Source organism: Yoonia sp., assembly GCF_017854415.1.
Classification (GTDB): domain Bacteria; phylum Pseudomonadota; class Alphaproteobacteria; order Rhodobacterales; family Rhodobacteraceae; genus Yoonia.
In genome coordinates this window covers 1-23,910 of record NZ_JAFMHR010000033.1, presented here as the reverse complement: position 1 = coordinate 23,910, position 23,910 = coordinate 1, and the positions used below count along the sequence as shown (strand labels likewise).

Genomic DNA, 23,910 nt, shown 5'->3' with positions numbered 1-23,910 from the left:
AGGGTGCGGCACTTGGCCCCCAACCTTTGAGGACAGCGCGACTTACCGCCCGCGACCTATTCCGTCAACCGATATTCCACGAACTCTGTGCGCTGAAAACCGCGAAAGTTATCATCAGAGATCAAAGTCATGCGCAGTCCTTGGACGTCTTGCCAGACGCTAATGCCTTCAAGGTTATCATGGGTCAAAATACCTGTTTCGAGCAAAACCTCCTCGCCGCTGCCATCCAGTGCGAACCGTCTGACCCTACTTCGGAAACCCACGCCGACAAAATCCCGCTCAAGAGTATACAGCTTGCCGTCAGGGCCAATATCCGCGCCTGACACAAGGAATGGACCGGTGCGCGGAATCGTAAAGGGCTGGTCCCAGACCCCGTCTTTCAGGCGAAATACGGGAAAGTCCCGCATGGCTGACCCGGAACGTTCGGGCATCGTAAAAAGCGTACCATCTGGCGCAATTGCCAACGCCTCAAGCGAGGCGTTCTTTTGCAGTTGCGCAAAAGCGGGTGTTTCCAAAAGCGGCCCCGCCGGTTGATCGGCACCAGAAAACCGCCGCACGCCAGAAGTTGATTCAAAAGAGACGTAGAGCGATCCATCAACCCCAATGGCAAGCCCTTCGCTATCACTTTCCAATCGTGGCAGAGGCAAACCATCCGCTCCGCTCAGCAGTCGCAAATCATCCAGTGTGATGCCTGTGATCATCCCGTTGGTTCGGGCAAATCTACCCACCGCAAATGTGCCACGGTCACCAAGAGCAATGAAACCTTGCCCATCTTCGGTTACTTCGATCCCTGAGAACCCGCCAAACAGCGGGTCATCAACCTGCCAAACATAGCTGCCGATCAAAGTCGATTGCGCAACCGCAGGGGTGGCGCAAAGCAGCGCTAGGCCAAATAGAATGCGCAGCACCTAGTTTGCGTTCAAAACAGCAAGGCATTGGCCCGGCAAGTTTGCCATTGTCAACTCGCGGCGCGGTGTCGGTGGCGGTGCGTTTGGATCAGGAGGAGGTGGGTTCAGGATGCGGTCGACCCAACCTTGGGCATCGGCACATCCGTCGCCGGGTGGCGGCGGGGCTTGATTAGTGCAGCCCGCATCACCTTGCGTGCAATTCAAACGCACATGGAAATGATAGTGGTGCCCCCACCAGGGGCGCACCTTGTTCAGCCAGCTACGATCACCAGTCGCCGAGTTACACATAGCCACTTTGGCACCCGGAAAGATAAATATCCGCGCCACACGCGGATCAGAGGCTGCCGCACGCACAATCGCTTCGTGTTGGGGCGACCAGCGGTCATTGGTAAATGCGCCCGCCGAACGGCGCATTGAAATCGATGATATATCTTCGCGTTCTTGCGTAGTTAGATCAAGCCGATCAGGCGGTAACATCCAAACATCGATATCAAGACCGGTCTGATGGCTACGGTGTCCGGTTAACATCGGGCCGCCGCGTGGTTGGCTCATGTCGCCGATATAAAGGCCATTCCAGCCGTCTTGCGTTGCCGCAAATCGGCTAAGGTCACGCACAAAATCCAGCGTTTCAGGCTGCGCCCAGTTGCGGTTGCGCGATAGGCGCATTGCTTGCCATGTGGGGCCAGTTTCGGCCAATTGTTCTGCACCGGCCTGACAGCCGCGCGCATATCCACCAAGGGGTTGCGATGGCTGGGATGACGCCACCGGAACTGCGCCAAACAAGGTCTTGGCAATGCGTGTATCATTCACATTCTGCGTCGATAGGCTAACGGCAGGCGGATCTTCTGCCTGACAAGCGGCCAAACCGAAGGCAAGGATTACTGCTGCTATGAAGCGGACCATTCTGCGCGATCTCCGTCTTTGTTAACCCAGCGTAGCAAGAAAAGCCCGATCAGGAAAAGGAAGATTACAGGCAAAAACCCTAATTGATTGTTACCAGTCATGATTGTGAACAAAGTAATCAACGCTGGTGCAAGAAAAGCAGTGGCTTTGCCCGTCAGCGCAAACAAGCCAAATGCCTCGGCTGGACGCTCTGGATGGGTGTGGCGGACCATCATGGACCGCGATGCGGCATAAACAGCACCACCGGCACCACCGATGCAAACACCACAAATATAGAAGATGATGTCGGGTAAACCAGACCCTTCGGCCAGCGAAACACCAAAGATTGCCTCGCGGGACATGCCGACGATGATGATTGAAACTCCGATCAGCACCCAAACACTGACGCGGATCACTGGTTTCGGGCCATAGCGTTGATCCGCAAGCCCTGACAACCAAGTTGTCACCGCCGCTGCAATCGCGGCAATAATTCCAAAGACGCCGATCTGGATTGTCTGCCAATCCAGCACAAGGGCCGCATAGACCCCGCCAAACGCATAAAGCGCGTTCAACGCATCGCGATAGAACATGGACCCCACTAGAAAATTCAAAAGGCTCTTGCGATGAAACACAGAGCGCAGCGTGGTGATCAATTCACCCCAAACCGCACCCAGCTTGGTGGATTTCTTTTCCACCTTTGGATCATCACGTACAAACATGAAAAACGGGATAATAAAGATCACATACCAGATCGCGATGAACGGACCGACAGCGCGGGTGCCTTCGCGCATGTCCGGGTCCAAACCGAACAACGGCGCATTCCCCAGTAACGTCACGCCCTGATCGTTTTCGGCCAAGAGTAGCAGCATAATGAATAGGGATGTCACACCGCCCCAATACCCGAATGCCGCGCCGGACCCTGAAATGCGGCCAACTTCTTCGTCCGTTCCAAGCGATGGCAGGATCGCATTGACGAAATTCAGCGCGCTTTCAGCGGCGAAAAAGCCGACATAGAACATAATCAGCATAAAGATTAGCGCAGAGCCGTCAGGCTCTAACCCCCACAGCATGAAAGTTGTGACGACGTAGATGATCGAAAAGAACACGATCCACGGCATTTTCCGGCCGGAATTATCGGCAAAGGCGCCCAAAAAAGGCGCGGTGAATGCGATCAACAGACCCGCAACAGTTTGGCCCAGTGACCAGATCCACTGGGCTTGCGCATCTGCAGCATCCGCTTCCATGCCGCTGTTTAAGAAATACTCGGCAGCGACAACGGCAAAGTATGGGCCGAAAATAAAGGTCAGACCAAGCGTGTAGAATGGCTGTGATGCCCAATCAAAGGCCATCCATCCCCAGATGCGTTTCCTTGATACTGACATGAAATATTCCCCAACGTTACTGGCAGGGATAAGACACAGAGAATGTTACGTCTGGCAAGCAATGCTTTCGTCAAGTTGAAGCGACGCTCCGTCAAACTCGGGCGGCCAGGGCCGCGTGTTATCGGCGTCTATCCATGCTCGCACCCATGCAGGCATAGACGGTGAGACACCATCGTGACCAACATGTGCGAAGACCCGTGTTGGATTTACGATGCCGTTGTGGTCTGTAACTGCAGACCGAAACAATGCCTGTACTGCGCATTCGTCACGAATCCACAAACTGTGCTCAAGGTAGAAGAACTTTTCATCCCATCCAACGGCACGGCTGACCACACGGAATTTCACAAAGGGACGGATGCGTTTGCGATAGCGCACTGAATTACCAGCCATTGTCATGCCCCAGCGGTTGTCCTTCAGCGCATTTATCAAACCGACGCGCTGGGCCAATCCTGTGCGGCCAATGTCAAGAATACTCAGGATACGCCCGTTGTTCATCTCCATGAACACGTCCAGATCCTGCGGCCAGCAGCGATGGTGCGAGACATGCGCTTCAAGCGCTTCAAGTGGGGCCATGAATTTGGCGCGCAGCGTTTCTTTGATTACGCGGATAATGGGATACATGCGAGCGGTCCTTAGGGGTCACTTTGCAGGTGGGCTTGGGTGACGCCAACGTCAACTTTGACGTAGGGGCAAGCATGCACTTGTCGGGCGCGGCTTGAACGCTTAGATCAAGGCAGATCAAACAAAAGGCCGTTCAATCCATGCTGACTATTATTCAAGCCATCCTGCTGATCCTTGGCGTCGTCCGTTTCTTCGTGATCGCACATTTCATCATGAGCTGGCTTTTGCGCTTTGAGGTTCTGAACATCCGGCAGGAATTTGTCGGCCAAATCTGGTACGGACTAGAGCGGGTGCTAGAGCCGATTTATGGCCGCGTGCGTCGTTTCATGCCTGATCTGGGCGGGGTCGACCTGTCGCCAATCGTCGTACTGGTCGGTATCGAGATTTTGCGCATCTTCTTGATCAACAACCTGTCAGCATTCGTGTAGTTGGTTTTCGCCAAGACGCAGTGCTTTAAGGAAATTTCGTTGCATCAAGCCTGAAATTCCGAAACAGTTGCTCCAATTAGCAAGCTAGGCGCGTGCATCAAAAAGGAAGACAGCGATGGGATTTTTCAATCTGAGTAAGAAGGCTGTTGCGGTCGTTTTGTCGGCGCAACTGGTTTTGGCCACGCAGGCCGTGACGTTGGCGCAGGCCGAGATGCTGACCACACAGTCGGCAATCAACAGCTACGAGGCCCTCGACAACCGCGCTGCTTTGGCTGACGCGCTCGAGCGTGATGCGGTACAAGCCGAGATGGTCGCAATGGGTGTCGATCCAGCAGAGGCTGCGGCACGTTTGGCCGCCCTTTCGGATATCGAAGTGGCGTCGATTTTGACACAGATGGAAAACGACAGCGCGGGAGCAGATATTATCGGCACGTTGTTTACTGTCTTTGTGATCCTGTTGGTCACTGACCTGTTGTGCTTTACCAACGCCTTCAGATTTACACGGTGCGTGCGCTAAACCGGTTTTTGCACCGTCTTGCGGCCTTTGCCGTCCTCGCTTGGTTGGCGGGCTGCGCTGTACCGTTTGACCCCGATCAACGGTTGACCGTTGATGTGCCGACACGTGCGCAGGTTATTGGCGTTCCATTGATCCAGCAGGCCGACTTTTATTGCGGCCCAGCGTCACTGGCGATGGTATTGCAATGGGCGGGCAGCGACATAACCCAAGAGGACATCGCGGCACTTGCTTTTAATCCTGGTGCCGAAGGGACGTATCTAGCCGACATGATCGGAAGTAGTCGCCGTCTGGGTCAGCTTGCGGTGGAAATATCGGGATTTGATCAGCTACTTGCCGAAGTCGCGGCAGGTCATCCCGTCATCGTCTTTCAAAACCTAGGTTTGGCCGGGTTGCCAATTTGGCACTACGGCGTCGTGACCGCCTATGATTTCGAGGCCGATCTAGTTTACCTCAATTCTGGGCAGCGCGACCAAATGGTGATGCCATTCGCCGTTTTTGAACGCACGTGGCGGCGCGGCGATTTCTGGGGGCTTGTCGTCTTGCCGCCCGATCAACTGCCGATAAGCGTGTCCGAGACTGATATCCTCAAGGCTGCCGCTGGGTTGGAAACGGTGGAGGCGTTTGACGCCGCAGAGACCCTTTATAAAACGGGTGCGCACCAATGGCCGACGAACTGGCTTTGGCAGTTTGGTTTAGCCAATGCACGGTTTGGCAAAGGTAATTTGCACGGCGCGCAGCGTGCCTTGCGTAGGGCGCGCGCACTTGGACCGGATATTCCCGAAGTTCGGGCCAACCTGAACCATATCAATAGCCTTCTGCGCTAGGGCCATGCCCGCCTGCTGAAACCTGCGCCGCCTATCGGAAATCACCTATGGCGCAAATGCGCTGCTTGCAGTCGCGCACGGCCTTTCAAAAAAATCGCGCAAATGGTCTATTCTGGTCAACAACGCTGGAGATTCCTGATGTCAGATCGCATTACCTTTACGCTTGATGGTGAAACCGTCAGCGCCGCCGTGGGCGAAACGATCTGGGAGGTCGCAAATGGCCGCGGCCTCGTGATCCCGCATCTGTGTCACAAACCTGCCCCGGGATACCGTTCTGACGGAAACTGCCGTGCCTGCATGGTCGCGATTGAAGGCGAGCGGACGTTGGCCGCAAGCTGTATCCGTGAACCCTCTGAAGGTATGGTCATCACAACCGACCAGCCCCGCGAAAAGCAAGCCCGCCGGATGGTGATGGAAATGCTTGTCGCCGATCAGCCAGCCCAAGATGTCGCCCACGATAAATCGTCTCATCTTTGGGATATGGCCGCTGCGCAAGATGTCAGCACCAGCCGCTTTCCGCAGCAAACCCCTGATCATATCCCCTTGCTTGACGACAGCCATGTGGCCATGTCGGTCAATCTGGATGCTTGCATCCAATGCGGTCTTTGCGTGCGTGCGTGCCGCGAAGTGCAAGTGAACGATGTTATCGGCATGGCTGGTCGTGGCGGTAACGCCTATCCGGTTTTCGACTTTGACGATCCTATGGGTGCGTCGTCTTGCGTGGCGTGCGGTGAATGCGTGCAGGCCTGCCCGACAGGGGCGCTTTTGCCTGCGACCGTCACTGATGAAAACCAGATGGGTGACACCAAGGACTACGACAAAGAAGTCGAAAGCATCTGTCCGTTCTGTGGCGTTGGCTGCCAGATTTCGCTCAAGATCAAAGATAACAAAGTCAAATTCGTCGAGGGTATTAATGGCCCCGCGAACGAAGGCCGTCTGTGCGTCAAAGGCCGCTTTGGTTTTGATTATATTCACCACGATCACCGGATTACGAAACCGCTGATCCGGCGCGATGATGCGCCTGCAAAAGGGCTAAATGTCGATCCCGGAAATTGGCAAACTCATTTCCGCGAAGCGACCTGGGAAGAGGCGCTGGATGCCGCAGCAAACGGCCTTAAGGACATCGGCGGAACGGGTGTGGCTGGCTTCGGATCAGCCAAATGCACCAACGAAGAGGCGTATTTGTTCCAAAAGCTAATCCGCCAAGGGTTTGGTCACAACAACGTCGACCACTGCACGCGGCTTTGCCATGCATCATCCGTGGCGGCCTTGATGGAGAATGTAGGCTCTGGCGCTGTGACCGCGACGTTCAACGAGATTGAAAATGCGGACGTTGCCATCGTGATCGGCGCGAATCCAACCGAAAACCATCCTGTCGCGGCGACTTATTTCAAGCAATTCACCAAGCGCGGCGGCAAGCTGATTGTAATGGACCCGCGCGGCCAAGCCCTCAAGCGGTTCTCAAGCCATATGCTGCAATTCCGTCCGGGTGCCGATGTGTCGATGCTGAACGCGATCATGCACACGATTGTCGAAGAAAAGCTGTATGATCAGCAATATATCGATGCTTACACAGAAAACTGGGAAGCCGAAAAGAAGCATCTGGCTGACTTTACTCCCGAAAAAATGTCCGCGATTTGTGGTATTGATGCAGAGGTTCTGCGCGATGTGGCCCGCACCTTTGCGGGTGCAAAATCTGCGATGATTTTCTGGGGCATGGGCATCAGTCAGCATATCCACGGAACCGACAATTCGCGTTGTCTAATCAGCCTCGCGCTGATGACTGGGCAAGTCGGACGCCCCGGCGCGGGTCTGCATCCGCTGCGTGGACAAAACAACGTACAAGGTGCGTCGGACGCGGGACTTGTTCCGATGTTCTTGCCTGATTACCAACCCGTCGGCGACGATGGCGTCCGGTCTGCTTTCCAAGAAATTTGGCAAGAAGGTACAATCAACCCCAACAAGGGTCTGACGGTCACGGAAATTCTTGATGCGGTCCACGAGGGCAGCATTCACGGCATGTATATCTTGGGCGAAAACCCAGCGATGTCTGACCCCGATGTGGAACATGCGCGAGATGCGCTTGCCAAGCTCAAGCATCTTGTTGTGCAGGATATCTTTATCACCGAAACCGCAAACTATGCGGATGTGATCCTGCCCGCATCGGCCTTTGCCGAAAAGACAGGCACCGTGACCAATACCAACCGTCAGGTCCAAATGGGCCGCCCTGCTTTGCCACCACCCGGCGACGCAAAAGAGGATTGGTGGATCACTGTGGAATTGGCCAAACGCCTTGGTCTGTCGTGGACTTATACCCACCCGTCACAGGTATTTGCCGAAATGTCGCTCTCGATGAAATCGCTCAGCAACATCACTTGGGATCGGTTGGAAGAACAAAACGCAGTGACCTACCCGTCGCTGTCGCCAGAAGATCCCGGTCAGCCAATTGTGTTCGGCGATGGGTTCCCACGCACAAATGGGCGGGCGAAATTCACACCTGCTAGCGTGATTGCACCAGATGAGGCACCAGATGATGATTATCCAATGATCATGACGACGGGGCGTCAGTTGGAGCATTGGCATACGGGGTCGATGACGCGCCGGTCCAAAGTGCTGGACGCGGTAGAACCAGAGGCGAACTGCTCGCTGCATCCTTCCACTCTGCGCAAGTTGGGCGTTGAACCGGGTGGCATGGTCACATTATCCACGCGGCGCGGCAGCATTACGATCATGGCACGCGCGGACCGCGCGGTATCGCCTGATATGGTCTTTGTGCCGTTTGCATTCGTAGAAGCGGCAGCAAACGTATTGACCAATCCAGCGGTCGATCCTTACGGCAAAATCCCGGAATTCAAGTTCGCGGCAGTGAAAGTCGTCAAGGCTGAAACCTCGGTCGCAGCAGAGTAGTTTTACGCCGAGTAAAGCATGCAATGCGCCCCGCTATTGAATAGCAGGGCGTAGCCGTCCTACCGTCATAGGTGCTGGGACGCATGATAAGCATCCCTTGCGATGAATAACCAAGGAGATGCGCCATGCGCCAACTGCCCATAATTGCAACTATATGTGTGCTGGCGATGCCCGCCTTTGCGGATGATGCCGCCCTTTTGCTGGGTGTCGAACGCTATGATGATCTGCGCCGCGTCAGTGATGGGACCGATGTGCTTGATGCGGCCGATGATCTGCGTGACGCTGGCTATGCCGTCAGTACGCTAGCCAATGGTTCAATACAGGATATGAACCGACTACTTGAACGGTTTGCCACAGACGCCACGGATGCTGACCGATTGGTCGTGGGTCTGTCCGGCCAGTTTGTGACCGATGGATCGCGCAGTTGGTTTTTGGCTAAAGATGCCAATCGGCCCTCGCCGTTTGGCCTTGGGGACGCGGTTTCGCTTGAAACTGTGATGCAAATCATGTCGCAAACGGCTGGGCAGGCCGTGCTCGTGTTGGGCTTTGATCAAGGCGAAGACGACACGATTGGTAACTACCTGCGCCAAGGCGTCGGTGATCTGGTCGTGCCGCAAGGCGTGACGGTGATCTACGGCGAACCGGACATGGCTGAGGGCGTGATGGTCAATGCCGTCACGGCACCAGATGCAGACGTCATGGCCTATGTGCGCGGCAATCGTCGTCTGAGCGCGCTGGGCTTTCAGCCAAAAACCCTGATCATGCAGCCAACGACAGAGCAGACAACCCAAGTTCAGCCGGCTGCTATAGAGCCAAGCTTGCGGGCTTGGAATGACGCGCAAGAGGCAAACACAGCAAATAGTTACCGTGATTTCCTGTCTGACAACCCGCGCAGCCCCTTTGCGTCGCAAGCCCGTGACCGCTTGGCCGAGATTGAAAGCGATCCAATCCTTATGGCTGAACTGGCCGAAGACGCGCTGAACCTGACACGCAATGAACGGCGCGCGATCCAGCGAAACTTGACATTACTTGAATTCAACACGCGCGGGGTAGACGGGATTTTCGGCCCTGGTTCGCGCGGCGCTATCCGCAACTGGCAGCAAGATAACGGTTTTGCGCAGACGTCCTACCTGACGACTTCACAAATCAACCGGATTGATGGCCAAGCGAGCCGCCGCGCCGCTGAAATCGCGGCTGACGAGGAACGTGCACGCGAAGAAGCACTGCGCCTTGATCGCGAGTACTGGGAGGAAACCGGCGCACGAGGCGATCAAGCAGGCTACAGCGCGTATCTTGAACGCTACCCGCAAGGTATTTTCGCGGATGAAGCCAAAAGCAAATTGCAGGTCGTCGTGGAACCAGAGCCGGACACCCGCGCCGCGCGTGCCCAAGAAGAAGCGTTGAATATCAATCCAGTCCTGCGCCGCCTGATCGAAAGCCGTCTTGCGGGTCTTGGGTATAATCCGGGGGATATCGACGGGCGCTTTGATCGCAATTCACGGCGCGCAATCGCAAGCTATCAATCGCAACGGAACTTGTCTTCATCGGGTTATATTGATCAGCCAACATTGGCGCGTTTATTGGCGGACACAATCGGGCGGTAAATCGCACGGTTCCTAAGAAAAAGGCCTCTGTCTTCAACAGACAGAGGCCTTTTTGTATTACTCTGCGCGGACGTACCGTTCCGCAAGCAGGCGGACAAAGCCTTGACCGCCTTCGAACTGCCGGACGCCAATAATGTACGTGCCTTCCTGCAGGCGGGCCATGATCAGACTGTCTAACCCATCGCCGTAGTCGTCGTTCTGACCAATCTCGCGGCCCAGATCATCAAAGACGACCAGCCAAGGATCGGTGCCACCGCTTCCGATTGCTTCGACGACCAAAAGACCAGCGGATTCAAAATCAAGACTGAACCACGTGACATCAGTGCCTACTGGCACATCTTGGCGCATGCGGGATTGCAGTTGACCAAGATCGGTGACCGCGACGCTGCCATCAAGTGGGGGTGCGATCTCGCCACGGGCATAAAGCGATTGTAGGGCTTCGACTGGATCATATCTGTCGATGCTGATGGTGATTGGCGCGCTATCATCATTTAGGGCTGACACCCCAAGGCAATAGGTGCCAGGGATCAGCGGTTCCGATATATCGAGGCGTGAATTCAGGCCATCAAAGTCGTCATTCTCTGCAATGTATTCTTCATCGGGACCGTAAAGCGTAATCACAGGGTCAGCGGTTTCGTTCTCTGCCGTGATGGTGACTGGCATGATCGCATCGAGGGTAAAGCTCCAAAATGGCGTGTCATTGACTGACGCAGACACGCTGGTCCCCAATGGGCCGAAAGGTGTGGCTTGTGAACAGCTGCCAGAAGTCCCACCCGGCGCGTCACTGATCCCGTCGGTCAAGGCTTCATGCTCTTGCCGGCCAATGCGGACAAATGCGGTCATCGGGCCACCGTCATAGCTGCGTAGGGACATGCAGTAGGTGCCTGCCTGCAGCGATGTTTCTGCGCGCGAGGCGGCGTTGCCGCCTGAATCGTCATCGCTTAGGATCAGGTTGCCGCTGTTGTCCAACAGGTCGATGATCGTGTCACCAGACCCGCGTCCAGCGGCTTCGATCCGGACATCTGTCGGGGCCGTGACATTGAACAGCGAAACGTATTCGTTCCCGCCTACAACTAACGCCATTTGTTCGCGATAAGTATCCGCCGCAGTGATGTCGGATGCAGCTTCATCACCGCCAACCCAGATACCGCCGTTTCCGGCACCACCACAAATGTTGTCTTGGGCGAGCGCGGGGGATGCGGCACCCAGAATAAGGGCTGCAATGCTGGATAATTTGAAATTAGGGCGTGTCATGGGGCGCTGTCCTTTGTCGTTGCACATGATCATTTGTGATCAGCGTAACGCGCCAAGGGCACAGATTGCTAGGGTCATGGCACAAAAGAAAAAGACCGCACCCCAAAAAGAGTTACGGCCTTTCTAAATGCTGCTTAGCAGGTCTTAGCCCTGACGGGCTTTGAACCGTGGCTGCGTCTTGTTGATCACATAGACGCGGCCTTTACGGCGCACGATGCGGCAATCGCGGTGGCGCTGCTTGAGCGAGCGGAGGGAGTTACGTACCTTCATTGGGTCGTTTCCTTCTTGTCGCGGCGCGCGGATTGCGCCTTGGGTTACAGTTTGGACCCCGAAAGGCCCGTGAAATCATGGTGGACGATACTGGGATCGAACCAGTGACCCCTTCGATGTCAACGAAGTGCTCTACCGCTGAGCTAATCATCCATGTCATCTGCTTCTGCATACGTCCTATAACGAAATAGGACGCGGGCAAACCGCGTCAGTCGTGCGGTCTATAAAAGGAGTCGGAGGAGGGATCAAGGCCTTTTGGAATTTTACCAAAATGCGCTATCTATCGGTACGAAGGGACAAATTCATTGTTGAAATCTGCCTACCATCTTGCACGCCCTGCGACCCGCACGACCAGCGTGGTTTTCGCGTCCCCGCACAGTGGGCGCGACTATCCACGCGACTTTTTGCGCCAAGCAGTGCTGAATGCAAGCCAGATCAGGTCCTCAGAGGATGCATTCGTCGATTTGCTGTTTGAAAACGTACCCAATCACGGTGCGCCTTTTCTGACCGCCAATGCTCCGCGTGCGTTCTTGGATTTGAACCGCGGGCCAGACGAGCTTGATTCGGCACTGATCGAAGGTGTGCGGCGCACAGCCCATAACCCGCGCATCGCAAGCGGGCTTGGGGTGATCCCGCGCGTGGTATCAAACGGTCGTCAGATTTATCGCGGCAAACTGCCTTTGGCACAGGTCCATGACCGGATCGCCCGATATTGGCGCCCCTATCACGACCAACTGCAAACATTGCTTGACGAAAGTATGAATGAGTTCGGCGAGGCGATTTTGATCGATTGCCATTCGATGCCCCATGAGGCGCTCGAGAATGTAGGCCCGCCCGGGTCCGCGCGGCCGCATATTGTCTTGGGTGATCGGTTCGGGTCTGCAGCGGCAAGCGCAATCGTCGAACGGGTCGAAGCCGCATTTGCGGCAGCAGGTTTTCGCGTGGCGCGCAATATGCCTTTTGCCGGAGCGTTTATCACGCAGCACTACGGGCGGCCGTCACGTCATCAGCACGCCATTCAGGTCGAAATTGATCGCGCGCTTTATATGGATGAACGGACGCTGGAGCCGAATATGAACTTCAACGGTTTCAAGGCGCAGTTGAACGCTGTGATTGCGGAAATCGCGGAAATCGGTTTGCCGGAAGATCAGAAGCTTGCGGCAGAATAACTGACGCCTACCGAAGGGCACGGCCTTTAATGATGGCGTCCTTACCATAGCGCTCGCGGATTTTGTCCGCCGCTTTTTCCGCAGCGACCCGTTTTTGCGCGCCGGGGTCTAGCAGATCACCTTCCCGGTCTGCTTCGGTATCCGCACTGATGTCGGAAAGCCCGACGCCCAGCAGGCGAAAGGGCCCGCGATTGCTAACTTGGTCAAACAGGCCTCGCGCGGTCCGGTATACAGTATCGGCGATCTGGGTGGGATGCCGCAAACTTTGGCGCTTTGAAATCAGCTTAAAGTCCGAAGTCTTAAGCTTCAGCGTCACAACGCGCCCCGCCTTATCGGTTGCCTTGGCACGCGCGGATACTTTTTCGGCCATGCGCCATAGATGCCCGTCAAGGATATCAACATCACCTGTGTCTTCGTTAAAGGTGGTTTCGTTCGACAGTGTTTTGACGGGGTTATGCGATGAAATACGCCGCCCGTCCTCGCCGCGGGCCAGACTATATAGCCTCTCGCCCATGTCGCCAAAGCGGTCATGCAGATCGCGTCGATCCCAGCGCAGCAGGTCGTCGAATGTCCGAATACCCGCGTTATTCAAGCTGACTTGTGCAGCGGGCCCGATCCCCCAGATCAGACGCACGGATTTGGGCCGCAAGAATGCTGTCGTCTCTTCTTTGCCAATAATTGAGAACCCGCGTGGTTTGTCCAAATCCGAAGCAACTTTGGCCAAGAACTTATTGTGCGACAACCCGATTGACCCCGTCAGTCCTAAATCGTCCTTCATCCGCTTGATTAACCGCGCGAGCATCACGGCAGGCGGCGCATGATGCAGGCGTTCGGTGCCGCGCAAATCCATGAAAGCTTCGTCGAGTGACAATGGCTCTACCACTGGCGTTAGTTCATCCATCATTGCGCGGATTGCTTTTGACGCTGTCACATAGGCGTCGAAATCGGGGCGCACCACAACGGCCTCAGGACATAGCTTTAGTGCCTGAAACATTGGCATCGCCGATTTGACGCCCTTGATCCGCGCAACATAGCATGCGGTCGAGACGACCCCGCGTCTGCCACCGCCAATAATCACCGGTTTGTCGGCAAGCTCTGGATTGTCCCGCTTCGCGACCGAGGCATAAAATGCATCGCAGTCCATATGCGCAATGGAAAGATCGAACAGTTCCGGATGGCGCGTCACCCTTGGGCTGCGACATTGGGGACAGCGGGTTTCGCTATCAAATGTCGTCAGGCAATCGCGGCATAGTGCTGGCATGGGGGTACAATACGGGTGCGATGATGCGTGCACAATGTCGCGCAGTTTTATGTGCGATACCTGATGCCTCCGGCGGGGATATTTATGCTCGGAAGAATATCGGTCCACTGCGCAAAAAACAGTTGTTATTGTTTGCGCTTGGTATAGAGGGTTTCCAATAGGAAACACGCCGACCGGGAGAGAACGGCCCGTCGCGAAATCGTCAGTCCGTCGCCGAAGGAGCAACCGCCCCGGTCACTCTCAGGCAAAAGGACCGGTTGGGGTGCAACACGCCGAAGAGAGGCCTTAGCTGGCCCGCCGAAGGAGCAAGCCCAAATGGGTGAATCTCTCAGGTACAACAGACGGTGGGGGCGAAATGGTAGGAGATATACCATGCCTTCGATCGCTGTACTTGGTGCCGGTATTACAGGTGTCACCACTGCTTATTCTTTGATGATCCGTGGCTTTGACGTGACCGTTTATGACCGTCAACGCTATGCCGGAATGGAAACCAGTTTTGCCAATGGCGGCCAGTTAAGTGCGTCTAACGCAGAAGTCTGGAACCAATGGTCAACTGTCCTGAAAGGCATCAAATGGATGTTTGAGGGCGAAGCGCCATTGTTTGTGAACCCGCGTCCGGGTTGGCACAAAATCAGCTGGATGACTGAATTTCTGGCGAACATCCCGCGTTACAAGACCAACACGACCAAGACAGCAGCGATGGCCGTGGCTGCGCGCGCCGGTCTGGCCGAAATGGCAGAGAAATCAGGCGTTGATTTTGACTTTAGCCCTGCCGGCATCCTGCATTTCTATAAGACCGAAAAAGATCTCAAGCATGCGCGTATGGTCAACGGTTTGTTGGCTGAAGGCGGACTAGAGCGCCATGAATTGACCGTTGATGAAGTCATGGCACGCGAGCCCACTTTGCGCGGCGACATCATTGGCGGTTTTTGGACCGAAAGCGACAGCACGGGCGACATCCACAAATTCACCATGGGCCTTGCTGATTGGCTTAAGAAACAAGGTGTTGAATTTAAACTGGGCAAGCCAGTGACCGATTTGCACGTGCGTGCCGATGGTGTGTACGTCGAATGCGGCCATGAAGAGCGTTTCGATGGTGTTGTCGTGTCAGCAGGCGTTGCAAGCCGCAAGTTCGCCCAAATGCTTGGTGACCGCGTGAATGTTTATCCTGTCAAAGGGTATTCCATCACCGTGAATTTGGATGATGCTGCAAGCCAAGCGGCTGCCCCCACCACGTCGCTGCTGGATGACAAAGCAAAGATCGTTTCGTCGCGTTTGGGCAAAAACCGTCTGCGCATTGCCGGCACTGCCGAATTCAACGGTGAGAACCGCGATATTCTTGAGCGCCGCGTGCGTCCATTGATCAAATGGTGCGAAGAGCATTTCCCAGATGTCTCGACCGAGAATTGTGTGCCATGGGCTGGATTGCGTCCAATGATGCCCAACATGATGCCGCGCGTCGGGCCCGGAAAGAGTGACCGTGTATTCTATAATACTGGTCACGGACACCTTGGTTGGACCCTCAGCCCGGCAACTGCTGATACGATTGGCGCTGTGATCACAGCACGGTTCAAAACGAACAGTATGCGATAGTATACATTGAATTCCGCGTAAATCATACTTATCTGTCCTTCATAACAATTGAGGGACAGATATATGCCAATTGAAAACGTACTCGCCGAATTTTTAGGCGCTAACATTCTTTATTTGCTTTTGGCGGTGTTCATCATCGTCTGTATTATGGCCGGTGTTCGCATCGTGCCGCAGTCGGAAAAATACGTTGTTGAACGGCTCGGCCGTCTGCGCGCTGTGCTAGGGCCTGGTATCAACTTTATCGTGCCGTTCTTGGACCGTGTGCGCCACAAAGTGTCTATCTTAGAGCGTCAGCTTCCCTCAATGTCCCAAGACGCGATTACGTCGGACAACGTGCTTGTGCAGGTCGAAACATCAGTGTTTTACCGCATTATCGAACCCGAAAAGACAGTTTACCGCATTCGTGATGTGGATGGTGCGATTTCTACCACAGTCGCTGGTATCGTTCGGTCAGAGATTGGCCGGATGGAGTTGGATCAGGTCCAAGCCAACCGTTCCAGTCTGATTGAGGCCGTGCGCACCCAAGTTGCCCAACAGGTCGATGATTGGGGTATCGAAGTGACCCGCGCCGAGATTTTGGACGTGAACCTTGATCAGGCTACCCGCGAAGCGATGTTGCAGCAGTTAAATGCTGAACGTGCCCGTCGTGCGCAAGTCACCGAGGCCGAAGGCCGCAAGCGGGCCGTTGAATTGCAGTCGGACGCGGAGCTTTATGCCGCTGAGCAAGACGCCAAGGCCCGCCGCGTTTTGGCCGATGCCGAAGCCTATGCAACACAGGTGGTTGCAGGTGCGATTGCCGATAACGGCCTAGAGGCCGCGCAGTATCAGGTTGCGCTGAAGCAGGTTGAAGCATTGCAAAAGTTAGGTGACGGCGCTGGAAACCAGACCGTGATCTTGCCTGCGAATGCATTGGATGCCTTTGCGGATGCCTTTAAAATGTTGAAAGGACGCTAAGATGCCACTTTGGACAGAATGGTGGGTTTGGATGTCAGGGGCGTTGATCCTTGCCACGCTCGAAGTACTGATCCCCGGCTATATTTTTCTGGGGTTCGCAATAGGTGCGGGCGTGATGGGGCTGCTTATTTTGCTTGGCGTCTCTGCCACAGGCTTGGCGCTGACGCTGGTGATCTTTGCGATCTTGTCACTGGTTTCATATCTGGCGATGCGCAAATATTTCGGGTTGAAAACCGGACAAGTGAAAATCTGGGATACTGACGTCAACGACTAACGCCGCCCACGTTGAATAATACAAAAGCCCCGCCGTTTGGTCGGGGCTTTTTTGTTTATGCGGATCCAAGCTCTGCTTGAATATCCAAGGCGGCCTTGCGTGGGTCATTTGCCTGCCAGATCGGACGGCCGACAACTACATGGTCAGCCCCGTTTGCGATTGCTTGGGCGGGGGTTTGCACCCGTTTTTGATCGCCCAACGCGGCCCCGACTGGGCGCACACCGGGTGTGACGATCAATTTGCCATGTGCTTCGGGCAGGGCGCGGATCAAGGCGGCCTCTTGTGGGGATGCGATCACGCCGTCTGCTCCATTGGACAACGCGATACCTGCGCGTTCTTGGACCAAGTCGGCGACATCACCGGCTTTCATGCAAGAAGCGTCTAAATCAGCGCGATCCAACGACGTTAGAATCGTCACAGCCAGAATTTTCATATCCGACCCACCGGCACCTTCGCGGGCGGCGCGCACAACATGCGGGTCGCCATGAACGGTCAAAAAATCCAGATCAAACTGTGCAACACCGCGCACGGCGGCTTCGACTGTGGCGCCAATATCAAAGAACTTCATGTCGAGAAAAATACGCTTGCCGTGTTCTTGCTTTAGTTCATTGGCAAGGGCCAGACCCCCGCCGGTTAACATCCCCAAACCGATTTTATAGAAACTCACACTATCGCCCAGCGTTTTCGCCAATTCCAATCCCTCAAGTACATTGGGGACATCCATCGCGACGATCAGGCGGTCATGGGACATTACTATGGCTCCTTGTTGGTTTCCAAGGGTGTCTAGCGATTGCGTTGGGTAGGTGCAATTGCAATGGCGCAGCCTCTCCCGGGACCGCGCCATTGCGCTTTGGTCGTTCTCACGAACCACCAAAGAGGGGGTTCTTGTGCGTGGAGCGTCCGCCTTATGCGCAGATTTTTGCTCCGACTGCTTTGTTATGGGCCCTGCGAAAAATCAATGCGCGGGGAATAATGCGGCGTATCTCCCCTTTTGCAAAAGCCACCCCGGGGGGACTTGCGACCGCGCACCGCGATCCCCATTTATTCAACAAGGCCCAAACAGGGATGTGCCGCTAAGCGGGCATCCAAATATCCCCGGGCGCTTAATATAAGGAGAGACCCATGAACTTAGATAAGTTCACAGAGCGGTCGCGCGGCTTCGTACAAGCCGCCCAGACGATCGCAATGCGTGAAAGCCATCAGCGGCTTGCGCCTGAACACCTGCTCAAAGCATTGATGGATGACGAAGAGGGGCTTGCCTCTAATCTGATCACCCGCGCTGGCGGCGATCCCAAAGCCGTGCTTGCCGCCGTGGATGCGAGCCTTGCCAAAATGGCCAAGGTTACTGGTGAAGGCGCGCAAGCGTACCTTGATAACACGACCGCCAAAGTCTTAGCCGAGGCAGAAGCTATTGCCAAAAAAGCAGGCGACAGTTTTGTTCCGGTTGAACGGCTTTTGACCGCATTGGCGCTGGTGAAATCCAAAGCCAAGGATGCGCTGGACGCAGGCAAGGTAACGCCCCAAGGGCTAAATTCTGCGATCAACGATATACGCAAAGGGCGGACTGCAGATAGTGCGACCGCCGAAGACAGCTTTGAGGCGTTGGCAAAATATGCCCGCGACCTGACCGAAGCCGCAGAGCAGGGTAAAATTGACCCGATCATTGGTCGCGACGAAGAAATTCGCCGCGCGATGCAGGTTTTGTCGCGCCGCACCAAGAACAACCCTGTTCTGATTGGTGAACCCGGTGTGGGTAAAACCGCGATTGCCGAAGGTTTGGCGTTGCGCATCATCAGTGGCGATGTGCCGGAATCACTGCGCAACAAAAAGCTGATGGCGCTTGATATGGGTGCGCTGATTGCTGGTGCGAAATACCGTGGTGAATTTGAAGAACGGCTTAAGGCAGTTCTTAAGGAAATCGAAACGGCGGCGGGTGAAATCATCCTGTTTATCGACGAAATGCATACGCTTGTCGGCGCTGGTGCGTCCGAGGGCGCGATGGATGCCGCCAACCTGATCAAACCTGCGCTTGCACGGGGCGAATTGCATTGTATCGGTGCGACCACATTGGCCGAATACCGCAAGTACGTTGAAAAAGACGCGGCACTTGCGCGGCGTTTCCAGCCCATTGTGATAGAAGAACCAACCGTGTCTGACACTGTCAGCATTCTGCGCGGCATTAAGGAAAAATACGAGTTGCACCACGGTGTGCGGATTTCTGACAGCGCGTTGGTCGCGGCGGCCACACTATCGCACCGCTATATCACTGACCGCTTTTTGCCGGACAAAGCCATCGATTTGATGGACGAGGCCGCAAGCCGGCTTCGCATGGAAGTAGACAGCAAGCCAGAAGAACTGGACGCGCTAGACCGTCAGATCCTGCAATTGCAGATCGAAGGCGAGGCGTTGAAAAAGGAAGACGATAAAGCCTCGAAAGAGCGGCTTGAGCGGTTGGAAAAAGAACTGGCCGACTTGCAGGATCGCGGATCAGAAATGACCGCGAAATGGCAAGCCGAACGCGATAAGCTGGAAGGCACGCGGCATGTTAAGGAAAAACTGGATCGTGCACGCGCTGAACTGGATATCGCGAAACGCGAAGGCAACTTAGCCAAAGCAGGTGAACTGTCGTACGGCGTTATTCCAGATTTGGAACGCAAGATTGCCGACGTTGAAGCAGACGACGATTTGATGGTCGAAGAGGCCGTGCGCCCTGAGCAAATCGCCCAAGTCGTTGAGCGTTGGACAGGTATCCCGACCTCGAAAATGCTTGAAGGCGAGCGTGACAAACTTCTGCGTATGGAAGACGAGCTTGGCAAACGTGTCATTGCCCAAAAGCCTGCCGTTAAGTCAGTGGCGGACGCGGTGCGCCGCGCGCGCGCTGGGCTGAACGACGAGAACCGACCATTGGGCTCGTTTCTGTTCCTTGGACCTACTGGTGTCGGTAAGACCGAATTAACCAAGGCCGTGGCAGAATATCTTTTCGATGATGACAACGCGATGGTCCGTATCGACATGTCAGAATTCATGGAAAAGCACGCGGTCTCGCGCCTGATTGGTGCGCCTCCAGGGTATGTTGGATATGATGAAGGTGGTGTGCTGACCGAAGCGGTCCGCAGGCGTCCTTATCAGGTGGTCTTGTTTGACGAGGTCGAAAAAGCGCATCCCGATGTGTTCAACGTGCTCTTGCAGGTTCTGGACGATGGTATCTTGACGGATGGTCAGGGCCGGACAGTTGATTTCAAGCAAACGTTGATCATTCTGACGTCGAACCTTGGGGCGCAAGCACTTAGCCAATTGCCTGACGGTGCAGATCCGACCCAAGCCAAACGTGATGTGATGGACGCAGTCCGCGCCCACTTCCGGCCTGAATTCCTGAACCGTTTGGACGAGACGATCATCTTTGACCGCCTTGCCCGCGAAGATATGGCAGGGATCGTCACGATCCAGATGAAACGTCTTGAGGATCGTTTGGCCAGTCGCAACATCCACCTTGATCTGGATGAAGCAGCGCTCAAGTGGTTGGCCGATGAAGGCTATGATCCGGTGTTCGGTGCGCGCCCGCTAAAGCGGGTGATCCAGCGCGCGTTGCAAAACCAACTGGCAGAGATGATTCTTGCTGGGGACGTTTTGGATGGCGACACCATCACTGTTAGCGCAGGCGTTGACGGATTATTGGTCGGGGACCGTGTGTCATCGAGCAACCGACAACCGCCAGAAGATGCGGTTGTGCACTAACTTGGACAAAGGGGCGCTTGCGGGCGCCCCTTTGCATTTGGATGTCATGAATCAGGTTTGACTTGTAGGTCAGTAATTCTGTCCTATAGTGCCGCCATGACAGATCAAATCCCAAAGACCACGCATTCGCTTCTTGATGATGTCCAAGGCATTTCCCTTGGGGTTTTCCTTGCAGGCATTTCGGTGCATTTGCTGACGACCGTCGGTCTAATCACTGGCCAGACCGCAGGTATCGCGGTCATCATTTCCTACTTGAGCGGTTATTCATTCGGACTGGTGTTCTTCTTGGTCAACATCCCGTTCTACGTTCTCGCATGGAAGCGTTTGGGTAAGATGTTCACGATCAAGTCGCTCATTTCAGTAACACTGCTTTCCATCCTGACCACGATCATCCCGCTAGGGATGGTGTTCACCTATATTGACCCACTTCTGGGCGCGCTCACTTGCGGGGCGCTGACTGGTGTGGCGCTGCTGGTGCTGTTTCGGCACAATGGATCATTGGGAGGCTTGGGCGTTGTCGCTTTGCTGATCCAAGACACAACCGGATTTCGGGCAGGCTGGGTGCAGTTGATCTTTGACGCGTGCTTGTTTGGCTTGGCGTTCTTCATCTTCGACACAGCGATCGTTATCTATTCTTTGATAGGTGCGGTTACTCTTAACCTGATTATCGCATTCAACCACCGCCGCGACCGCTATATCGCGACTTAGCGTAGGCCACAAAAAAGCCCCAACAAAATGCCGGGGCTTTCCTTGTTCAATCAGTCACGCGTTTACATTTTTGGCAGGATCACCGCATCGATGACGTGGATCACGCCGTTGGATGCTTCGATGTCTGCTGCAACAACGTTTGCGCCGTCAACGGTCACGCCGCCTTCGGTCATGATTGTGACGTCAGCGCCGTTCACTGTTGTCGCCATCATGTTGTTGCTCAGGTCTGTCGACATCACTTTGCCTGCGATGACGTGGTATGTCAGGATCGCAGCAAGTGCTTCTGGATCGGCCAAGAGACCTTCGACTGTGCCTGCTGGCAGTGCTGCGAAAGCTTCGTCAGTTGGTGCGAACACTGTGAACGGGCCTTCACCCTTCAGCGTGTCAACCAAGCCAGCGGCTTGTACCGCTGCAACCAGCGTTGTGAATGTGCCGGCTTCAACTGCTGTGTCGACGATGTCTTTGGAGTGACCGCCCGCGAATGCGGAAGTTGTCAGGGCTGCAGTTGTCGTCAGAGCGATAAAAGTTCTACGTAGCATGTGTAATTCTCCTGGGTTTCTATGACTGCCTTTTCGTTGGCATCGGACTTTATACGGAGGCTAACAACCTTGGATCACAGAGGATTTTTGCTGATCCGACTTGACCAAATCAGCGCCAGAGCTAAGCCACGAGTTTTTGTGGTTTCCAATCACAGCTGCGTGAAATTTCGTGATTGAACCGGCCCAAATCTGGAACATTTCACTGTTCTGGCGGCATCGTGAAACACCTTTCAATCTTTCTCCCCTATATGATGTTTCGAACAGAATTGAACGGAGGCCGAAATGGCATATCGCTGGACTAATGACCTAACCAAGGCCGACATCACCCCAAAGGCTGCATACCTGAACCGCCGCCAAATTCTGGCGGGCACAATCGGGTTGGGCGCTATTGGTCTTGCGGGCAGTGCTGCAGCGCAAGACGCTCTAGAGCCGAACACGTTGGAGGAAATCACCAGCTACAATAACTTCTACGAATTCGGCACCGGCAAGACCGACCCTGCAGACAATGCGCACAAGATGGTAACGTCGCCGTGGTCTATCAAAGTAGATGGTATGGTCGACAACCCGGGCGACTACGCTTTGGATGATTTGCTGGCTGGCTTGTCCGTTGAGGATCGTTTGTACCGTTTCCGCTGTGTCGAGGCTTGGTCGATGGTCATCCCATGGAACGGGATCGAACTTGCGGATATCCTCAATAAGGTCGGCGTGCAGTCCGGCGCGAAATACGTCGCCTTCGAAACTGTTGTCCAGCCAGAGAACATGATCGGGGTGCAACGCCGGGTGATTGATTTCCCTTACGTCGAAGGCCTGCGTCTGGACGAAGCGATGCATCCGCTGACGATCATGGCGACCGGCATCTATGATGAACCGCTCTATAACCAGAACGGTGCGCCAATCAGATTGGTTGTGCCTTGGAAATACGGATTCAAATCCATCAAATCGATCGTCCGGATTACGCTCACTGACAAAGAGCCACCGATCAGCTGGAACGTCGCTATTCCAAGCGAGTACAAGTTCTATAGCAACGTCAATCCGAACGTTGACCATAACCGCTGGAGCCAAGCGACAGAGCGCCGCATTGGTGGTGGTTTGTTTGCCGAGCGTCAGGACACGTTGATGTTCAATGGGTATCCAGAAGTTGCCAGCCTTTATGAAGGTCAAGATCTGGCCGTGGATTTCTAGAATGCAAGTTATCCAAACCATCAATGGCGGTCTGCGCCGCATTCCGGCGTGGACTATATATATAGTTGGCGCTGCTTATGCCGTGTGGGAGTTCTGGCGCGCCCTCAATCAGATTGGCCCATATCTGGTTGAGCCTATCAACGTACTCGAACGCGCCTACGGCGAGGTTGCTTTGATCTTGATGGTTGTGGGTCTGACAGTGACACCGCTGCGCAAGTGGACTGGGGTGAACCTGATCAAGTTCCGACGCGCCATAGGTGTAACTGCGTTCTTCTATGTACTGGCGCATTTCTTGGTGTTCGCGATCTTGGATGTGCAAAGCGTCAGCCGGGTTTGGACTGAAATCGTCAAGCGACCGTATGTGACCGTCGGCATGGCATCGTTCTTGATGCTGATCCCACTGGCGGTGACGTCCAATAACTTGTCTGTCCGCAAGCTGGGAGCTGCGACATGGCGTAAGATGCACAAGCTGACTTATCCAGCTGCGATCTTGGGGGCGATACACTACCTATGGCTTGTCAAAGGTTTTCAGTTGGAACCGATCATCTACTTATTGGTCATACTAGGGTTGATCGCTGTGCGTTACATCTCGCTAGAGCGCTTTCGACAGACAGCCAAAGTGTAAATCGGTGTGATTTGGGGCGACTCGGGGTGAAACCAACACTGATTTTCAAAGAGGTTGTCTGCTTACTTGTGGGTGATCCTGTGGATAACCCAAGATGTTGTATGTTCTGTTTCCATTCCGCCTAACAAAGTTGCGTTCTTACCTAGGGACGACGACGTGAAGTTACGCCAACCCCCTCAAAACACGACAAAAAATGGAATTCTAAGAAAAATCACAAATTGTGCAAAAAAGGGGTTGCGGGTATGAGCGAGTAACCGTAGAACCCCCTTCACA

Annotated in this window: 22 protein-coding genes, 1 tRNA gene and 1 riboswitch; of the genes, 13 read left to right on the top strand and 10 right to left on the bottom strand. The window is 54.7% G+C overall.

The genetic code is table 11. The features are described from left to right. Positions 1-56 precede the first annotated feature (56 nt). From QZ197_RS05780 to QZ197_RS05765, 4 genes are read right to left on the bottom strand one after another with little or no spacing between them, the layout of a single operon-like run. Positions 57-908: an esterase-like activity of phytase family protein gene (locus QZ197_RS05780; RefSeq protein ID WP_272146579.1), complete on the bottom strand. Its 852-nt coding sequence runs from the start codon at positions 906-908 to the stop codon at positions 57-59. Then, positions 909-1,811 carry a penicillin-insensitive murein endopeptidase gene (gene mepA / locus QZ197_RS05775; RefSeq protein WP_296430925.1) on the bottom strand — a complete coding sequence of 301 codons (903 nt, stop codon included), beginning with the start codon at positions 1,809-1,811 and terminating at the stop codon, positions 909-911. Continuing rightward, positions 1,796-3,172: an MFS transporter gene (locus QZ197_RS05770; RefSeq protein ID WP_296430924.1), complete on the bottom strand. Its 1,377-nt coding sequence runs from the start codon at positions 3,170-3,172 to the stop codon at positions 1,796-1,798. Before QZ197_RS05770 ends, mepA begins: the two co-directional genes overlap by 16 nt. A gap of 45 nt (positions 3,173-3,217) precedes the next feature. After that, positions 3,218-3,793 carry an acyl-CoA thioesterase gene (locus QZ197_RS05765; RefSeq protein ID WP_296430923.1) on the bottom strand — a complete coding sequence of 192 codons (576 nt, stop codon included), beginning with the start codon at positions 3,791-3,793 and terminating at the stop codon, positions 3,218-3,220. A gap of 140 nt (positions 3,794-3,933) precedes the next feature. Between QZ197_RS05765 and QZ197_RS05760 the strand changes: the two genes are divergently transcribed. The 5 genes from QZ197_RS05760 (at position 3,934) to QZ197_RS05740 (ending at position 10,073) form a co-directional block, all read left to right on the top strand. Next, positions 3,934-4,221, top strand: a complete 288-nt coding sequence (locus QZ197_RS05760) for a YggT family protein (protein ID WP_296430922.1) — start codon at positions 3,934-3,936, stop codon at positions 4,219-4,221. Between the two features lie 115 nt (positions 4,222-4,336). Next, positions 4,337-4,738: a PA2779 family protein gene (locus QZ197_RS05755; RefSeq protein WP_296430921.1), complete on the top strand. Its 402-nt coding sequence runs from the start codon at positions 4,337-4,339 to the stop codon at positions 4,736-4,738. Then, a complete protein-coding gene (locus QZ197_RS05750; RefSeq protein ID WP_296430920.1) occupies positions 4,726-5,562 on the top strand; it encodes a PA2778 family cysteine peptidase in 837 nt (278 codons plus the stop codon). The genes QZ197_RS05755 and QZ197_RS05750 overlap by 13 nt, the downstream gene beginning before the upstream one ends. A gap of 138 nt (positions 5,563-5,700) precedes the next feature. After that, entirely contained in the window at positions 5,701-8,469 is a 2,769-nt protein-coding gene (fdhF, locus tag QZ197_RS05745) for a formate dehydrogenase subunit alpha (protein WP_296430919.1), read from the top strand. 125 nt (positions 8,470-8,594) lie between these two features. After that, on the top strand, positions 8,595-10,073 hold the full coding sequence (locus QZ197_RS05740; RefSeq protein WP_296430918.1) for a peptidoglycan-binding protein: 1,479 nt from the start codon (positions 8,595-8,597) through the stop codon (positions 10,071-10,073). Between the two features lie 57 nt (positions 10,074-10,130). Here the strand turns inward: QZ197_RS05740 and QZ197_RS05735 are convergent, their stop codons facing one another. From QZ197_RS05735 to QZ197_RS05725, 3 genes are all read right to left on the bottom strand, one after another. Further along, positions 10,131-11,327: a DVUA0089 family protein gene (locus QZ197_RS05735; RefSeq protein WP_296430917.1), complete on the bottom strand. Its 1,197-nt coding sequence runs from the start codon at positions 11,325-11,327 to the stop codon at positions 10,131-10,133. 144 nt (positions 11,328-11,471) lie between these two features. After that, positions 11,472-11,597 carry a type B 50S ribosomal protein L36 gene (gene ykgO / locus QZ197_RS05730; protein WP_037210500.1) on the bottom strand — a complete coding sequence of 42 codons (126 nt, stop codon included), beginning with the start codon at positions 11,595-11,597 and terminating at the stop codon, positions 11,472-11,474. 78 nt (positions 11,598-11,675) lie between these two features. After that, positions 11,676-11,750 (bottom strand) — tRNA-Val (locus tag QZ197_RS05725). A gap of 152 nt (positions 11,751-11,902) precedes the next feature. Here QZ197_RS05725 and QZ197_RS05720 point away from each other — a divergent pair. Further along, positions 11,903-12,766 (top strand): N-formylglutamate amidohydrolase, encoded by an 864-nt coding sequence (locus QZ197_RS05720; RefSeq protein ID WP_296430916.1) that lies wholly within the window; start codon positions 11,903-11,905, stop codon positions 12,764-12,766. 7 nt (positions 12,767-12,773) lie between these two features. Here the strand turns inward: QZ197_RS05720 and QZ197_RS05715 are convergent, their stop codons facing one another. Then, entirely contained in the window at positions 12,774-14,027 is a 1,254-nt protein-coding gene (locus tag QZ197_RS05715; RefSeq protein ID WP_296430915.1) for a DNA polymerase IV, read from the bottom strand. 164 nt (positions 14,028-14,191) lie between these two features. Then, positions 14,192-14,293: riboswitch (glycine riboswitch) on the top strand. A gap of 106 nt (positions 14,294-14,399) precedes the next feature. On the opposite strand from QZ197_RS05715, the gene QZ197_RS05710 reads away from it, so the two are divergent. The 3 genes from QZ197_RS05710 to QZ197_RS05700 all read left to right on the top strand — a co-directional run bounded on the left by QZ197_RS05710 (position 14,400) and on the right by QZ197_RS05700 (position 16,848). Beyond that, positions 14,400-15,620, top strand: a complete 1,221-nt coding sequence (locus QZ197_RS05710; protein WP_296430914.1) for a D-amino acid dehydrogenase — start codon at positions 14,400-14,402, stop codon at positions 15,618-15,620. A 63-nt stretch (positions 15,621-15,683) separates the two neighbouring features. After that, positions 15,684-16,574 carry an SPFH domain-containing protein gene (locus QZ197_RS05705; protein WP_296430913.1) on the top strand — a complete coding sequence of 297 codons (891 nt, stop codon included), beginning with the start codon at positions 15,684-15,686 and terminating at the stop codon, positions 16,572-16,574. A 1-nt stretch (position 16,575) separates the two neighbouring features. Continuing rightward, positions 16,576-16,848, top strand: a complete 273-nt coding sequence (locus QZ197_RS05700; RefSeq protein ID WP_296430912.1) for a hypothetical protein — start codon at positions 16,576-16,578, stop codon at positions 16,846-16,848. A 55-nt stretch (positions 16,849-16,903) separates the two neighbouring features. Here QZ197_RS05700 and pyrF read toward each other — a convergent pair whose 3' ends face one another. After that, the gene (gene pyrF / locus QZ197_RS05695; RefSeq protein WP_296430911.1) at positions 16,904-17,599 is read right to left on the bottom strand and encodes an orotidine-5'-phosphate decarboxylase; all 696 of its coding nucleotides are present in this window, start codon (positions 17,597-17,599) and stop codon (positions 16,904-16,906) included. Between the two features lie 371 nt (positions 17,600-17,970). Between pyrF and clpB the strand changes: the two genes are divergently transcribed. Both clpB and QZ197_RS05685 read left to right on the top strand, forming a co-directional pair. Further along, entirely contained in the window at positions 17,971-20,583 is a 2,613-nt protein-coding gene (clpB, locus tag QZ197_RS05690) for an ATP-dependent chaperone ClpB (RefSeq protein WP_296430910.1), read from the top strand. 96 nt (positions 20,584-20,679) lie between these two features. Further along, the gene (locus tag QZ197_RS05685) at positions 20,680-21,291 is read left to right on the top strand and encodes a YitT family protein (protein WP_296430909.1); all 612 of its coding nucleotides are present in this window, start codon (positions 20,680-20,682) and stop codon (positions 21,289-21,291) included. A 62-nt stretch (positions 21,292-21,353) separates the two neighbouring features. Here QZ197_RS05685 and QZ197_RS05680 read toward each other — a convergent pair whose 3' ends face one another. Continuing rightward, positions 21,354-21,830: a fasciclin domain-containing protein gene (locus tag QZ197_RS05680; protein ID WP_296430908.1), complete on the bottom strand. Its 477-nt coding sequence runs from the start codon at positions 21,828-21,830 to the stop codon at positions 21,354-21,356. A gap of 282 nt (positions 21,831-22,112) precedes the next feature. On the opposite strand from QZ197_RS05680, the gene msrP reads away from it, so the two are divergent. Further along, complete coding sequence (gene msrP / locus QZ197_RS05675) at positions 22,113-23,012, top strand: protein-methionine-sulfoxide reductase catalytic subunit MsrP (RefSeq protein ID WP_296430907.1); 900 nt, start codon at positions 22,113-22,115, stop codon at positions 23,010-23,012. A 1-nt stretch (position 23,013) separates the two neighbouring features. Further along, on the top strand, positions 23,014-23,637 hold the full coding sequence (gene msrQ, locus QZ197_RS05670; RefSeq protein WP_296430906.1) for a protein-methionine-sulfoxide reductase heme-binding subunit MsrQ: 624 nt from the start codon (positions 23,014-23,016) through the stop codon (positions 23,635-23,637). Positions 23,638-23,910: the final 273 nt, after the last annotated feature.